Source organism: Pseudoalteromonas sp. 31A1 (assembly GCF_011378815.1).
GTDB classification, from domain to species: Bacteria; Pseudomonadota; Gammaproteobacteria; order Enterobacterales; family Alteromonadaceae; genus Pseudoalteromonas; species Pseudoalteromonas arctica.
This window is the reverse complement of sequence record NZ_WTKY01000003.1, coordinates 109,635-124,676: the sequence shown is the minus strand read 5'-3', so window position 1 is coordinate 124,676 and position 15,042 is coordinate 109,635. Positions and strand designations below refer to the sequence as shown.

Annotated in this window: 17 protein-coding genes; 14 read left to right on the top strand and 3 right to left on the bottom strand. The window is 37.3% G+C overall.

Annotated features, from left to right (window positions below):
* Positions 1-135: 135 nt before the first annotated feature.
* The 10 genes from argC to GQR52_RS04365 all read left to right on the top strand — a co-directional run bounded on the left by argC (position 136) and on the right by GQR52_RS04365 (position 9,136).
* Positions 136-1,146, top strand: a complete 1,011-nt coding sequence (gene argC / locus GQR52_RS04410; RefSeq protein WP_007581649.1) for an N-acetyl-gamma-glutamyl-phosphate reductase — start codon at positions 136-138, stop codon at positions 1,144-1,146.
* Complete coding sequence (gene argB, locus GQR52_RS04405) at positions 1,147-1,914, top strand: acetylglutamate kinase (RefSeq protein WP_165727586.1); 768 nt, start codon at positions 1,147-1,149, stop codon at positions 1,912-1,914.
* 7 nt (positions 1,915-1,921) lie between these two features.
* Positions 1,922-2,854: an ornithine carbamoyltransferase gene (locus GQR52_RS04400; protein ID WP_165727585.1), complete on the top strand. Its 933-nt coding sequence runs from the start codon at positions 1,922-1,924 to the stop codon at positions 2,852-2,854.
* A complete protein-coding gene (locus GQR52_RS04395) occupies positions 2,851-4,053 on the top strand; it encodes an argininosuccinate synthase (RefSeq protein ID WP_007581653.1) in 1,203 nt (400 codons plus the stop codon). Before GQR52_RS04400 ends, GQR52_RS04395 begins: the two co-directional genes overlap by 4 nt.
* A 49-nt stretch (positions 4,054-4,102) precedes the next feature.
* Positions 4,103-5,968 carry an argininosuccinate lyase gene (gene argH, locus GQR52_RS04390; protein WP_007581654.1) on the top strand — a complete coding sequence of 622 codons (1,866 nt, stop codon included), beginning with the start codon at positions 4,103-4,105 and terminating at the stop codon, positions 5,966-5,968.
* Between the two features lie 288 nt (positions 5,969-6,256).
* Positions 6,257-6,460 (top strand): hypothetical protein, encoded by a 204-nt coding sequence (locus tag GQR52_RS04385; RefSeq protein ID WP_165727584.1) that lies wholly within the window; start codon positions 6,257-6,259, stop codon positions 6,458-6,460.
* Between the two features lie 14 nt (positions 6,461-6,474).
* On the top strand, positions 6,475-7,008 hold the full coding sequence (locus tag GQR52_RS04380) for a hypothetical protein (RefSeq protein WP_165727583.1): 534 nt from the start codon (positions 6,475-6,477) through the stop codon (positions 7,006-7,008).
* Positions 7,009-7,510: 502 nt separating this feature from the next.
* Positions 7,511-8,020 carry a hypothetical protein gene (locus GQR52_RS04375; RefSeq protein WP_165727582.1) on the top strand — a complete coding sequence of 170 codons (510 nt, stop codon included), beginning with the start codon at positions 7,511-7,513 and terminating at the stop codon, positions 8,018-8,020.
* Entirely contained in the window at positions 8,013-8,525 is a 513-nt protein-coding gene (locus GQR52_RS04370; RefSeq protein WP_165727581.1) for a hypothetical protein, read from the top strand. Before GQR52_RS04375 ends, GQR52_RS04370 begins: the two co-directional genes overlap by 8 nt.
* Positions 8,526-8,629: 104 nt before the next feature.
* Positions 8,630-9,136, top strand: a complete 507-nt coding sequence (locus GQR52_RS04365; RefSeq protein ID WP_165727580.1) for a hypothetical protein — start codon at positions 8,630-8,632, stop codon at positions 9,134-9,136.
* Between the two features lie 35 nt (positions 9,137-9,171).
* Here GQR52_RS04365 and coaD read toward each other — a convergent pair whose 3' ends face one another.
* Positions 9,172-9,663: a pantetheine-phosphate adenylyltransferase gene (gene coaD / locus GQR52_RS04360; protein WP_165727579.1), complete on the bottom strand. Its 492-nt coding sequence runs from the start codon at positions 9,661-9,663 to the stop codon at positions 9,172-9,174.
* Between the two features lie 197 nt (positions 9,664-9,860).
* Between coaD and GQR52_RS04355 the strand changes: the two genes are divergently transcribed.
* Both GQR52_RS04355 and thiI read left to right on the top strand, forming a co-directional pair.
* A complete protein-coding gene (locus tag GQR52_RS04355) occupies positions 9,861-10,514 on the top strand; it encodes a TetR/AcrR family transcriptional regulator (protein WP_165727578.1) in 654 nt (217 codons plus the stop codon).
* Between the two features lie 97 nt (positions 10,515-10,611).
* Positions 10,612-12,069, top strand: coding sequence for a tRNA uracil 4-sulfurtransferase ThiI (gene thiI / locus GQR52_RS04350; protein WP_165727577.1), 1,458 nt, complete (start codon positions 10,612-10,614; stop codon positions 12,067-12,069).
* Positions 12,070-12,086: 17 nt separating this feature from the next.
* On the opposite strand, the gene GQR52_RS04345 is transcribed toward thiI, so the two are convergent.
* Positions 12,087-13,013: a 2-dehydropantoate 2-reductase gene (locus GQR52_RS04345; RefSeq protein ID WP_165727576.1), complete on the bottom strand. Its 927-nt coding sequence runs from the start codon at positions 13,011-13,013 to the stop codon at positions 12,087-12,089.
* Entirely contained in the window at positions 13,006-13,359 is a 354-nt protein-coding gene (locus GQR52_RS04340; protein ID WP_007581666.1) for a VanZ family protein, read from the bottom strand. Before GQR52_RS04340 ends, GQR52_RS04345 begins: the two co-directional genes overlap by 8 nt.
* 152 nt (positions 13,360-13,511) lie before the next feature.
* Between GQR52_RS04340 and GQR52_RS04335 the strand changes: the two genes are divergently transcribed.
* Entirely contained in the window at positions 13,512-13,994 is a 483-nt protein-coding gene (locus tag GQR52_RS04335) for a YajQ family cyclic di-GMP-binding protein (RefSeq protein WP_007377833.1), read from the top strand.
* 201 nt (positions 13,995-14,195) lie between these two features.
* Positions 14,196-14,981, top strand: coding sequence for an ABC transporter substrate-binding protein (locus GQR52_RS04330; protein WP_165727575.1), 786 nt, complete (start codon positions 14,196-14,198; stop codon positions 14,979-14,981).
* The last annotated feature ends 61 nt before the right edge of the window (positions 14,982-15,042 follow it).

Genomic DNA, 15,042 nt, shown 5'->3' with positions numbered 1-15,042 from the left:
TATTAAAGTAAAGCTATGAAAATAATGCGACGATAATCTACAAATTCATTAAATTAAGTCTTAATTTAGCGTCTTAGCTAGTTTAAGCGAACAACATATATATTTAGCAGTAAATTTAAAAATAACGAGTAATCAATGAATGTAGTTATTATTGGCGCAAGCGGTTATAGCGGCGCAGAGTTAGCAAGCTTAGTTGCTAATCATCCAAACCTTACCTTAACAGGCTGTTATGTATCTGAGGGTAGCTTAGATAAAAATAAATTACTAAGTGATTTATACCCAGAGCACCTTGGCTTACTAGATTGTCCTTTACTTCCTCTTAGTGCATCAGCTTTTGATGACATTCAAAGTGATGCTGATTATGTATGCTTATGTACCGATCACAAAGTAAGTGTTGATTTAGCGCCTCAATTTTTAGCTATGGGTAAAAAAGTATTTGATTTATCTGGTGGCTATCGCCTAGCAAATAATGATGATTACGTTACTTACTATGGTTTTGAGCATCAACACCCAGAGCTTTTAAATGAAGCGGCTTACGGTTTAGCAGAGTGGAACCATGATGCTATCGCTAACGCAAAGCTAATTGCTGTTGCAGGCTGTTACCCAACAGCGGCGCTCAATGCACTTAAACCGCTTAAACAAGCAGGCTTATTGAGCAGCGAAAGTATTATTATTAATGCCGTTTCGGGTGTTACGGGTGCCGGGCGTAAAGCGAGTGTAGGAACACATTTTTGTGAGGTATCGCTTGCACCTTATGGTTTGTTTAACCATCGCCACGGTCCTGAAATTGAACAACACCTTGGCCACAAAGTATTATTTACACCGCATCTAGGTAGCTTTGCGCGCGGTATTTTAGAAACTATTTATGTACAACTTAAGCCTGGCGTTACCAAGGAAAACGTTGCATCGGCTTATCAAGTGCTTGCTAACGAACCATTAATTCGTTTGTTAGGCGATAAAATACCTTCAATTAAAGGTGTTGCTAAGCAACCATTTGTTGATATTGGTTGGCAGCAACAAGGCACGCAGTTAATTGTAATGTCTGCCATTGATAACTTATTAAAAGGCGCTGCTGGACAAGCTTTGCAGTGTATTAATATTTCTATGAATTTAGATCACACTACGGGCTTAAAAGGAGCGTTTTAAATGAGTAAAAAAACGTGGGTTATTAAACTCGGTGGTGCAGTACTTAATACAGAAAATGCAGCAAAAGCGTTATTTGATGTGCTAAGCGAGCAAAAAAATGATGAGTTTGTCATTGTTCATGGCGGTGGCTCTTTAGTAGATACATGGCTAAAGCAAGCGGGTTTTGCTAGTGCTAAACACCAAGGTTTACGTATTAGTCCAGCAGAGCAAATGCCTTATATAGTAGGTGCGCTTGCAGGTTGCGCTAATAAACAATTAATGACTCAAGCTATAAGCGCAGGGCATAAGCCTGTCGGCTTAAGTCTTTTTGAGGCGGGTGTGACTGCAACCCAAAAATTAAAAGCGCTTTGCTTAGTGGGTAAATGCACAAGTAACGACGATTCTATCATCAATGATTTACTTAGAATTTCTCGTTTACCTATTGTTAGCTCTATCGGCTTTGATGAACAAGGCTTGTGGTACAACGTAAATGCAGATGAAGCTGCAGCGGCTATTGCCAGTAATTTAAATGCAGAACTAATTTTTATGACGGATGTAGAAGCGGTACTTGACGCAAATAAACAACCGTTACATCAACTTGACACAAAACACATTGATACTTTAATTACAGATGGAGTAATTGTGGGCGGGATGGAGGTCAAAGTTAAGACCAGCCTTCACGCTGCCCAACATTTACGACGCGGTGTGTATATTTCCAGCTGGCAAAAGCCAGAAAATTTAACTGCTCTGCTGCAAGGTGAGCATGTCGGAACAAAGATTACACCATAGGTTTATTATGTTTGAGAATTTTTTAACAGGTTTAGAATTAGACCAAAAAGGCGCACTTAATTTATTAAAGTTAGCGCAAGATATAAAAGCAAAGCCAGAAAAATACAGCCAAGTATTATCGGGTAAATCAATCGTAACATTGTTTGAAAAGCAAAGTTTACGTACACGTTTATCGTTTGATATAGGTATTAATCGCCTTGGTGGTCATGCTGTTTATTTAGATCAGCAAAATGGCGCTATGGGTGCACGTGAATCAATTAAAGATTTTGCACTTAATATTTCTACTTGGGCTGATGGTATTGTGGCGCGTGTGAATCAGCACAGCACATTAACTACGTTAGGTGAATATTCATCGGTACCGGTAGTTAATAGCTTGTGTGACTTGTACCACCCTTGCCAAGCACTTGCTGATTTTTTAACACTTCAAGAAGTACATGGCGATGTGAGTCAGCTTAAAGTAGCTTACTTAGGTGAGGGCAATAACGTGACTCATTCATTGATGTTACTTGCCGCAACGCTAGGTACTGACTTTGTTGCTGTAACACCAAAAGGGTGTTCGCCAGATTCACAAATACTTAAAAAAGCAGAGCAAATTGCAGCAATGAATGGCGCATCAGTCATGGTGAGCGATAGAGTTGAAGCTGCGGTTGGTGCAAACGTTGTATACGCAGATACATGGGTATCAATGGGTGATACAACGCCGCTTGAGCAAGTAAAAGAAAAATACATGCCTTATCAATTAAACCAGGCATTGCTAGATCAAACAGGTGCGACTACGGTATTACATTGCCAACCGGCACACCGTGAATTTGAAATTACCTCTGAGGTAATGGATGGTCCAGCATCAAAAATCATTCAACAAGCAGAGAATCGCATGCATGCGCAAAATGCTCTGCTAGTTACATTACTAAATCCAAATTTTGTTAAGGAACACCTATGAGTTCAATTAAAAAAGTCGTTTTAGCCTATTCTGGTGGTCTTGATACGTCGGCTATCGTGCCATGGTTAAAAGAAAACTACGGCTGTGAAGTAATCGCGTTTGTTGCCGATGTAGGTCAAGGCGCTGAAGAACTTGAAGGCGTAGAAGCTAAAGCAATTGCCTCTGGTGCATCTGAATGTTACGTAGTTGACTTAAAAGATGAAATGGTAAGTGATTACATTTACCCAACGCTTAAAACGGGCTCAATTTACGAAGGTACTTATTTATTAGGTACTTCTATGGCGCGCCCAATTATTGCTAAAGCACAAGTTGAAATTGCACGTAAAGTAGGTGCTGATGCACTTTCTCATGGTTGTACTGGTAAAGGTAATGACCAAGTTCGTTTTGAATCATGTTTTGCAGCACTAGCCCCTGATTTAAAAGTAATTGCGCCATGGCGTGAGTGGGACTTATCGAGCCGTGAATCATTACTTGATTACTTAGCAGAGCGTGACATTCCGTGTTCAGCATCTGCTACAAAAATTTATAGCCGTGATGCTAACGCATGGCATATTTCGCACGAAGGTGGTGAGCTTGAAGACCCATGGTGTCAACCAACTGAACAAGTATGGACTTGGACTAACTCTCCAGAGCAAGCACCAGATAAATCAGAACTAGTAACATTAAAAGTTGTTGAAGGCGAAGTGGTTGCTGTAAATGGCGTAGAGCTTAAACCTTACGATTGTTTAGTTAAATTAAACGATATTGCATCGCCTCATGGTGTTGGACGTGTTGATATTGTAGAAAACCGTTTAGTTGGCATGAAGTCACGCGGTTGTTATGAAACGCCAGGCGGCACAGTCATTATGGCAGCGCTTCAAGCCATTGACGAGCTAGTGCTTGATAAAGCAAGCCGTAAGTGGAAAGAAGTACTCGGTGGTGAGTTTTCACATTTAGTATACGACGGCCGTTGGTTTACGCCTCTTAAAGATTCTATTTTAGCCGGTGCTGAAGCACTTTCTAAAGTGGCAACAGGTGAAGTGGTACTTAAGCTATACAAAGGCCAAGTAACTGCAGTTCAAAAGCAGTCACCAAATAGCTTATACAGCGAAGCATTTGCTACATTTGGCGAAGATGATGTGTACGACCAATCACACGCTGAAGGCTTTATTCGTTTATTCTCGCTTTCAAGCAGAATTTCAGCACTCGCTAAAAAGTAATTTATTACGCCCCTCATAAAAGGGGCACTACAGGGTTTGGAGAGATTTCATGGCATTATGGGGCGGACGTTTTTCTACGGGTCCAGATGAGGCGTTTAAGCAATTTAACGACTCTCTTCCCTTTGACTACCAGTTAGCAGAGCAAGATATTATTGGCTCTGTGGCATGGGCTGGTGCACTTGAACAGGTAAGTGTACTTTCAAGTGACGAGCACACAAGATTAGTGGCTGCATTAAATGAGCTGCTTGAAGAAGTTAAAGCAGATCCACAAGCGGTAGCTACTTCAGGTGCAGAGGATATTCATTCACATGTTGAAGCAGCTCTAATTGAAAAAGTAGGTGATTTAGCTAAAAAATTACATACAGGCCGAAGCCGTAATGACCAAGTTGCCACCGACTTTAGATTATGGTGCCGTGATACGGCTGACCATTTACTAGATGCTATTGCACAGCTTAAAGGCGAGTTTGTAGCGCTTGCAGAGCGAGAGCTTGGCACAATATTACCAGGTTACACGCACTTACAGCGCGCACAACCAGTATTATTTAGCCACTGGTGTATGGCGTATGTAGAGATGCTAGAGCGTGATGAAAGCCGCTTGCAAGATGCTAAAGCGCGCATGAATTTTTGCCCATTAGGCAGTGGTGCATTAGCAGGTACAGCTTATCCGATTGATCGCCAAGCATTAGCGCATGGGCTAGGTTTTACAGCGGCTACAAAAAACAGCCTTGATGGCGTATCTGATCGTGATTTTGTTTTAGATCTTTTAAGTTGTGCGTCTATTTCGATGATTCACTTATCTCGTATGTCAGAGGATTTGATTTTTTATAATTCGGGTGAAGCCGGATTTATAGAGCTTGCTGATAACGTAACATCAGGCTCATCGCTCATGCCTCAGAAAAAAAATCCTGATGCACTCGAGCTTATTCGCGGTAAAACCGGACGTGTGTTTGGTGCGTTTAGCGCGATGATGATGACGTTAAAGGCGCTGCCACTTGCATACAATAAAGATATGCAAGAGGATAAAGAAGGGCTATTCGACGCTATGCCAACATGGCTTGCATGTATTCATATGGCGCAAGCATGTATTAAAGGCGTTAAAGTAAACGGCGATAAGACACTTGCTGCAGCAAAAGGAGGGCATGCAAATGCAACCGAACTTGCTGATTACTTAGTTGCTAAAGGTGTGCCATTTAGAGAAGGGCATCACATTGTAGGTGTACTTGTACAGCTTGCGATTAGCGAAGGTAAAACGCTTGAAGAGCTATCGCTTGAGCAGTACAAATCAGTAAACACTGTATTTGAAGACGATGTTTACCCAGTACTTGAAATTGATGCATGTATAAAAGCACGTAAAGCCCTTGGTGGGACGTCTATTGAACAAGTAACGAATGCTGTTAAAGAAGCCAAAAAAAAACAGCAAATAACGGTACGTGATGCAAATTTAGATGATGTAGAAGCAATTGCCACGCTTATACAGCATTGGGCAACGGTAGGTGAAAACCTGCCTCGTGCAAAAAGCGATATGGTGCACTCTATTAACGAGTTTGCAGTAACAGAAATAAATGGAAAAGTGTCGGGCTGTGCGTCGTTATACATTTACGATACCGGCCTTGCTGAAATACGCTCATTGGGTATAGACCCAAAAAGTAAAGTGTCGGGGCAGGGTAGACAGCTTGTAGATCATCTACTTACTAAAGCCAAAAAATTGGCACTTAACCGAGTTATTGTATTAACACGCGTACCAGATTTTTTTGAACAACAACGTTTTACTTTTTGTAGCAAAGACTCTTTGCCTGAAAAAGTAATGAAAGATTGTGAACTTTGCCTTCGTAAAGAAAATTGTGACGAAGTAGCAATGGAATATATTTTGAAGTTAAGTACACGTGCGGAGATCCCGTGTAAATACGTAGCTTAAAATCCCTGGATATAAAAAACGTACGGTTACCCCTGTGCGTTTTTTTATGTTTACTGTAAACTGGTCGGATCTGTTTGGGTTGGTTATATAAGTATGTTTTGAGTGAGTTTTAAGGTGTCAAAAAAAGTTGGCACATTGGTTGCTTTGTTAAAGTAGACAACAAAGTAGATGGTAAAGAAAATAGTAAAATAGCTATCACTACTTTAAACAGGTGATGCATTTATCTACATAATAATGTGGTTAAAAGTTGCACCAAATATAATTAAAACTTTTACAAGGATCAATCACATGCAAGTTTCAGCTAATAGCCAATTACAAATGCAAGCATACAACAAAACACAACAATTAAAGCCTGCAATGGAACAAACTGCTAGCCCTAAAACCCTGCAATCTGATACAGTAAGCATCTCTCAAGAGGCTATCTCTGCAGCAAGCAGTGATAGCTTACAGCGCGGTTCTATCATATTGCCAGGTGGTCTCCGCCCTAAGTAATTTTAAGGTTTTTAATGTTTTTAACTGAGTTATTTGGTTTTTTCTCGCTTTCAGCTTTGATAATGTGGGCTTTTCTAATGGCCTTCTTTTTTAATATTTTTGTTTACAGCTTAGATGTTAAAAGAGGCACGACTTTATTGCTCAGTTCATTCATTATGATGGCTTCATACTCATCATCTGATTATTTTCTTACTTGGTTGTCAATATATAACATTACTTATTTAGATTGGGTTATTTACGATTTGGCTACAATTATATGTTTATTTATAGCCTTTGCCTTCATTAGAAAAACTTCAGATTCTTTTTTATATTTAATAATAGGTCTGAGCGTAAACTTACTTTTAACCTTATCAATGCATATTGATATGTTTATTTATGGCAATCAAGAACCGTGGATATTTTGGGATATTTATACAATATCTGTTTTCATTATTGATTTAACAATGGTTGTAGCTCTTATCGTCGATAGAGACTTTCTCGGTCTTCATAAATTAAAGAACAAAATCCTAAACTACTTCAAATCAAACGATACCCACAAAGCAACTTAGCTTAAAATGTACGTTACTGAATCCCTAATGGATTATGTAGAAGCTTTTTCTCAATGGGGCTTTTTAATGGCGTTCTTGTACTGTTTAGCCTCTAGTATAAATAAAGAAAATAAATCCTCGGTTTATTTATCTGCGCTTATGCTCTGCTCATATGTTTCTAGTGGCTATATAAACTTAATTGAAAGCTTATATTTAAACTGGGCGCTCTACGATTTTATTACAATTTTAGCTCTGTTTATTTTACAGTATTTTAAAGTACTCCAGCGCTCTTCAGCTTTTTACTTCATCATAATTTCATTAACGATAAATGCAGTACTTACCTTGATACTGCACTATGACCTATATGTTTTATATAACTATGAGCCCTGGTGGTATTGGAGTGTTTATTCAATAGGGGTAAATGCTATAGATATTCTTATGATCCTCTCGCTGATATTCAATAAAAGCCTTATACAAATATTGCCATTAAAAGTTTTTACCTTAAATCCAAAAAAGCTTAATAATGAGTGAACTCATAGTTAGTCCAACAGTTTCTTTGTATATAGGTGCATTTGTACAATGGGGATTCCTTATGGCCTTTTTGTACTCCCTTGCTCATTCGATTAATAAGCCTAATAAAGAAAGAGTGTATTTGTCTTTGGTTATGAGTGTTTCATATTCATTTAGTATATTTACAAATATGGATACGGTAACTTATCTAGATTTTTTGTTTTCTGATATTTTAACTCTTCTAGTTATTATTTTCCTTAGACGGCTCTGGCATGATGGTATTACCTATCTATATATTATTACTGGTTTAGCTATAAACTCAACCCTGCATTTTCTCATGCATTACGACATCTATATATCAAATAATACAAGCTACTGGTGGCTTTGGAATGCTTACGCGATAGGGGTCAACGCTGCTGATTTTATAATGGTAGCTATATTTTTTATAAACAAAGATTTTTTATACTTGATGAAATTTAGAAATGGTTTGATTACTAGTTTGAAAAGGACAGTTGATGGCTGACCTACTCTGGAGTCTTGTCGATTTAGGCGATAATATAGGGCTATTATTTACTTGGTTCTTTTTAATTTCATTTTTATATAATCTATCAGCAAGTATAAATAAGGCAGATAAAAGCCTGCTACAGTTATCATTCATTATGCTGGTTTCTTATACTTCAAGTCTTTTTATGGATCCTCGAACTTCGACTTCTCACTTAAATTACTTTTATTTTGATTTTGCTACCATAGGTACTTTATTACTTTGGCGAGCTGTATGTAAAAATCCTGTCCCCATTGCTTTTGTCTATGTAATTGTTGGTCTATTTATTAATGCGTGTCTGTTCCTGGGTATGCATTACGACATTGTAATCGTTGGCACTCTTTACTATTGGTGGTTTTGGACCATTTACACATTCGGGATGTATTTTGTCGATTTTACCATGGCATTGGTATTAATCATCAATAAGGATTTTTTAGGCTTAAACAAGCTTTTAAGATGTGTTAGAAAGTTAAGTTTAGATCGCTGAGGCGGTAAAGCTCAACTTAAAAGAAGAGTGATTTTGTGCCTTTATTTGATGTTGCCGTAATATGTAAAGCGGTATAATAATTTTTTATCTAGTGTTGGAGTAAAATGGTTGAGCTACTTTTAAATACAAATATCTCGTTTTATATAGGTGTTTTTGTACAGTGGGGCTTTTTGATGGCTTTTTTATATTCTTTAGTAAGCTCTATAAATAGCGCAGATAAAAGCATTGTTTGGCTATCTTTCATCATGGCACTTTCTTACTCTTCTAGTATGTTTATTGATATGGACGCAATAACTTACTTCGATTTTTTCTTATTCGATATTATTACTCTATTTGTTATTATTTTATCTGGTTTTTTTATAAAGATTAGCAGCATATACATTTATTTATTATTTGGTTTAGGTATAAACACCTTACTATTTTTTGCAATGTATATAGATAATGATGTTATGCACCATTATGATTTTTGGTGGTTCTGGTGGGTGTACATAGTAGGTATAAATTTTACAGATTTGACCATGGTTTTAGTTTTCTTTATAGGTAAAGATGTTTTAAAACTTACTTGGTTAGAAGGAAAGCTAAATAAAGTGTTTAATAAAAGGGCCTATTAGTAATGGATTTCAGTGCTAACAGGCCTTATTTATTATTAACTGCTACCACAACCCAATTTAGTTTTTAGCGCTTTAACAATTACAGGGTCTACAAACTCGCTTACATCACCATTGTGGCGAGCTACTTCTTTAACGAGTGTTGATGAAATAAATGAATTTCGCTCTGCGGGTGTTAAAAATACACTTTCTAAGTCGGGGTTCAGGCGGCGGTTCATGTTAGCTAATTGAAATTCATAGTCAAAATCAGATACAGCTCTAATACCGCGAATAAGCACATTAGCATTGTGCTCGCGTGCAAGATCAGCCAATAAACCAGAAAAACCAATCACCTTAACATTATCTATGTGGCTTAAAATAGTGTTTGCAAGCTCAACACGTTCTTCAAGGTTAAAGCAGGGTTTTTTACTTGGGTTATTAGCAACCGCAACTAATACAGTATCAAACATTTTAGCTGCACGTTGAATAAGGTCTGTGTGCCCATTAGTTAGTGGATCAAAGGTGCCAGGGTAAATTGCAATAACTTTCATAATGTTCACTATTTATTATTTTAGCGCTAGTTTAACAGTGTTTATGCCACAAAGCAGCCTAGCTAAAAAGCATATAAACACTTACTTTCTTTAAACAGGTCAGTCCATGGTGGGAGTGTTTTAATGATTCATATTTGTTTATACTGTTTACCTCTTTTGAGTGTAATGTAGCCTATAGATAATTTGAGTATTAGCATATGAGTACCAAGGATAAAATAATACACACCAGTATTTTGTTGTTTAACGAAAATGGTGAGCGTGCAATAACGACAAATCATATTGCATCAAACTTAGGGATGAGCCCGGGTAATCTTTATTATCATTTTAAAAATAAAGAAGACATTATCCGTCATATTTTTGCGCTGTATCGCGATCATTTAAATACTCACTTTAAACCTATTAATAAAGATGATGATGCATTTAATCATTTAACGGCTTACCTAGATTCGTTATTTGAGCTGATGTGGCGCTATCATTTTTTTTACGACAACTTAGGCGATATTCTCTCTAGAGACTCAGAGTTAAAACAAGCTTACATTGATTTCCAGCTGGAGTTATTAGAGCAAGTTCGTAAAATTATTTTAGGGCTTCGCGATAGTGAAATGATTGCTATTGATGAGCAAGATGTCATTGATTTAGCACATACACTTAAGCTAACCGTTAGTTTTTGGACGCCTTATATTAAAGCCCGTAGGCCAAGTGGTACGCTTGCTGAGCAAGATATCTATCATGGTATTTTAAAAGTGCTCACGTTATTTAGAGCGTACAGTACCGATAAAAGTATCGATAAAATGAATTTGTTGCGCGAAAAATATACCGAATTAGCGCAACAAGCCCCAACTGTCGTTTAGCCGTTGCTCTTTGGCTGTTTCCTAGACGCTGAATTTTTTGCTATAATCGCGCGCCAAATGCCTGGGAGCGCGAATTCCCGCAGTCTAAGAGTGAACTATGCTTAAATTTATCGTCAAACTACATCCTGAAATAGCCATTAAAAGCCGTTCAGTCCGTAAACGCTTTACTAAAGTGTTAGAAAATAACATTAAAATTGTATTGCGCCGTGTTGACGAAAAAGTACAAGTAAGAAATAACTGGGATAACATTTCAGTTGTTACAAAGCTTGAAGACGCGCAAGTTCGCCTTGATTTTATCGATAGCCTTAAACGCATCCCTGGCATTGTTCAATTTATTGAAGTAACCGAAACACAATTCGAAACTCTTGATGATATTTATCAAGAAACCATCGCTTTAGTTGGTCATACTATTGTGGGTAAAACCTTTTGTGTTCGTGCTAAGCGCATAGGGCAACACGATTTTACCTCAACTGATTTAGAGCGTTATGTTGGTGGTGGATTAAATCAACATATTGAAGGCGCAAGCGTAAAGCTTAGCCGCCCAGAAGTAACAATACGCCTAGAAGTAAAAGACGATAAAGCTTACATTGTTTCTCATACACATTTTGGTATGGCTGGTTTTCCTCTGCCAACTCAAGAAGATGTGCTTTCGCTTATGTCTGGTGGTTTTGACTCTGGCGTAGCAAGTTACCAAATGATTCGTAAAGGCGCACGCACACACTTTTTATTCTTTAATCTAGGTGGCGCAGCGCACGAAATTGGCGTTAAGCAAGCAAGCTACTACTTATGGAAAAAATACAGCTCTACACATAAAGTTAAATTTGTAACGGTTGATTTTGAACCTGTTGTTGCTGAAATTTTAGAAAACGTTGAAAACAGCCAAATGGGTGTTGTACTTAAACGTATGATGATGCGCGCAGGGAGTGTGGTTGCGCAAAAGTTAAACATTCAAGCACTTGTTACTGGCGAAAGTATTGGCCAAGTATCTAGTCAAACATTAGCGAATTTAAGCGTGATTGACCGTGTTACTGAAACGCTTATTTTACGCCCGCTTATTCAACACGATAAGCAAGAAATTATTAATATTGCTCGCCAAATTGGTACGGCTGAAATGGCAGAAACAATGCCTGAATACTGTGGTGTTATTTCTAAAAAGCCAACGGTTAAAGCCAAAATAGACGTTATTCTTGGTGAAGAAGAAAAGTTTGACTTTGATGTACTTGATACCGTTGTAAATAACGCACGTATAATGGACGTGCGTGATATTGACGTTGAAGCCAAACAAGAACTTAAAGAAGCTGAATCGGTTGCTGATTTACCTGTAGGCTCTGTGGTAGTTGATATTCGCTCACCAGAGGAAGAAGAAGCTGCACCGCTTGCAATCGACGGTGTTGAAGTGGTTCATTTACCGTTTTTCCGCCTGGCGACTAAGTTTGGTGATTTACCAAAAGACACCGACTACTATTTATATTGTGATAGAGGCGTAATGAGCCAACTACAGGCACTTATGCTGCACGAACAAGGCTTTGAAACTGTAAAAGTTTACCGCCCATAAGGTTTGTCGTCTTAAAGTTAAGAATTTATATAAGCGTAGTTTATACCACGCTTTTTTTTTGCCTGAATTTTGACAAACAACTCATCGTTGTAAGGTGTAGGAATACCGTGAAGTTTGCCTTGTTGGCTAATATAGCCACATATAGCTGATATTTCAGTTTCTCTGCAATGCGCGACGTCTTGCTGCATTGAAGAGTAATTGTCAGACGTTAATTCCATTATTTTATAAGCGGTATTAAGTGCTTTAATCAATGGGATATTAAGCCCTTGCGCCTTCGCTATGTTGCACGCTTCAGTGAGTGCATTAAAAATTATAGCGTTGTACTTAGGTGCGCGTAACTCACCATTTTTTACATTACTTAAAGCGCTTAATGGGTTAATGGCAATATTTACGAGTAGTTTTTCAAAACGAAGCTGCTGAATGTTATTAGTAAACTTTAGGCTGGGTATTACTTTAAAAATATCAGCTATTGGCGCGCTATTTTGAAAAGCTAATTCATTACAAGCACCAATAACACTTTGTCCCTCACCAGTGTGCTGCACAATGTATTGGTTTGATTTAAAGCCCGCTATGCTTGTCGTTAAAAAGTAGAGTGCTTGGTGAGTGCTTAGCTGGCTATTTACCTCATCAACATTACCCATTCCGTTATGCGAAAGTACAACAGAGCAATGACTTGGTAGAAGAGGCTTTATTTGCGTAAATGCATCAAGTACTTGAAAGGCTTTAACGGTAAATAAAACAACATCAAATTCAGCCGCTTTATTTAGCTGATTTAATGCAATAAAGTGTGCGTCAATTTTTTTAGATGCACCCTTACCTCGACTATAAAAGCGGGTATTTGTTGGGCTTTTGCGAGTTAAAACACTGACATTATGCGACGCACTTAGAAAATGACTAAGTAACAAGCCAATAGCACCATCGCCGACAATTAAAATATTAGCCATATGGGTTCTTTTTTCGAGGTGTAAAAATTACTCTAAGTAAAAAGTAGCTTGCGGCACCTGCAAAATCAGCAAAAAAATCACCGAGTGATGCTTGCCTATAGGGGAGTGCGTCTTGCATTATTTCTATAGAGGCGCCATAACCAGCCAATAAAAGTATTTGCGCATATAAAGGAAGCTTAAACGCTTTATCCATTATTATGGCTAGTATAAAAAAAATCCCAAAATGGGCGACTTTATCAACATGAGGAAATAAATTTACAACGCCACCTTTTATTTCTTTGGCAAATAAAAAGGTAAAAGCTACTATGCTGATTAAAAAAATTGCTTGATAAACACGCCTTGTCACGACAAATCCTAAAATCGCTTAAAAAAGAGGCGCAAGTATATCAAACTAATTTAATATCGCACCTGAACAAGATGCAGAAAAATGTAAAGATTTATAATTTTAGCGTTATAATTACCACATAAAATTAAGATTAAATAGTTAGGAGCAAACCAATGCCTTCATTTGATATTGTATCTGAAGTAGAAATGAACGAAGCTAAAAACGCAGTTGATAATGCAAATCGTGAGCTAGAGACTCGCTTTGACTTTAGAGGCGTTGATGCATCTATTGAGCTAAATGACAAAACAATTAAGCTTAAAGCTGAAGCAGACTCTCAGGTTATGCAATTATTTGATATTTTAGCTAACAAAATATCTAAGCGTGGTATGGATGTATCAAGCTTAGAGCTTCAAGATATTACCCGTGCAGGTAAAAATGTATTTCGTAACGTTGGCTTAAAGCAGGGTATCGAAAAGGACATGGCTAAAAAAGTAGTTAAAGCCATTAAAGACTCTAAAGTTAAAGTTCAAGCTGCTATCCAAGGCGAAGAAGTACGTGTAACGGGTAAAAAACGTGACGATCTTCAAGAGGCTATGCAAGTAGTGCGCAGTGCTGAGCTAGGTCAACCTTTTCAGTTTAAAAATTTCCGCGATTAATTAATAAATAGTTTTAAATTAAGCATGCTTTAATCTGTTTATACTTACAGACAGATTGAAGCTACTTACTCTTTTTAAATATCTCACTATTATCCCTCTTTGCTGCCTAGATACTCCCGTATGTATTAATCTTCTTTTTGATATTTAAGCTATTATATTTAATCACATGCAATTAAGTACTTCACACTAGAAGGTATTAAAATGAAACTTCATCAATTATTTTTGTTATTTGTTTTGCTTACATTTACCAAACCAAGCTTATCAAAAACAGTTGATATTGATGTACTGGTTGAAGATGGCTACTTTCCCATTATTATTAATGCGCAAAAAAAGCAGGGTTTTGCTCCTGAGTTTATTAAGATTTTAAACGGCGCACAGCAGGAGTTTAACTTCGTACTTAAGTCTCTACCTGTAAAAAGGCTTGCTTTGTCAGTTGAAAAAAATAATTTTGATGTTTTATTTTTAATGGCACTGCAATGGATCCCACAATCAGCGCAAGAGAATATAAAAAAAACCGAATTTTATACCATTACCAAAAATGAGCTTTATACGCTTAAAGAAAATACAAATGAGCAAGCTTACTTTGACGACATTACGTCATTAACAAAGGTTGGGGTTCTGGGGTACTCGTATCAATTTGCTGGATTTAATACAGATGCCGAATTTTTAAGTGAGGAACATCAAGTAAGTTTAACCATTGATGAATTCAATGTGGTTAAAATGCTGCTATTAAAGCGCGCGGAAGTAGGCGTTTTAAATAATATTGCTTACCAATATTTTAAAAATCAAAATACTTTTAATATGGATTTACTCTATAAAAGTAACGTACCAGATGCCGTTTATAAAACGCACTTTTTAGTTAACTCTAAATCAAATAAGATCACTAGTAATAAAATGGATGAAATACTAAGCTTACCTACTACACAAATACAACTTAAGAAGCTACTTGATAAATATGGAGTTTCTTCAAACTATACTAGGCCCTAACTGCATTTTAAAAAGGTTTTTAGCTGTATAGACGTCCATTGACATTTGTAAACAAAATACT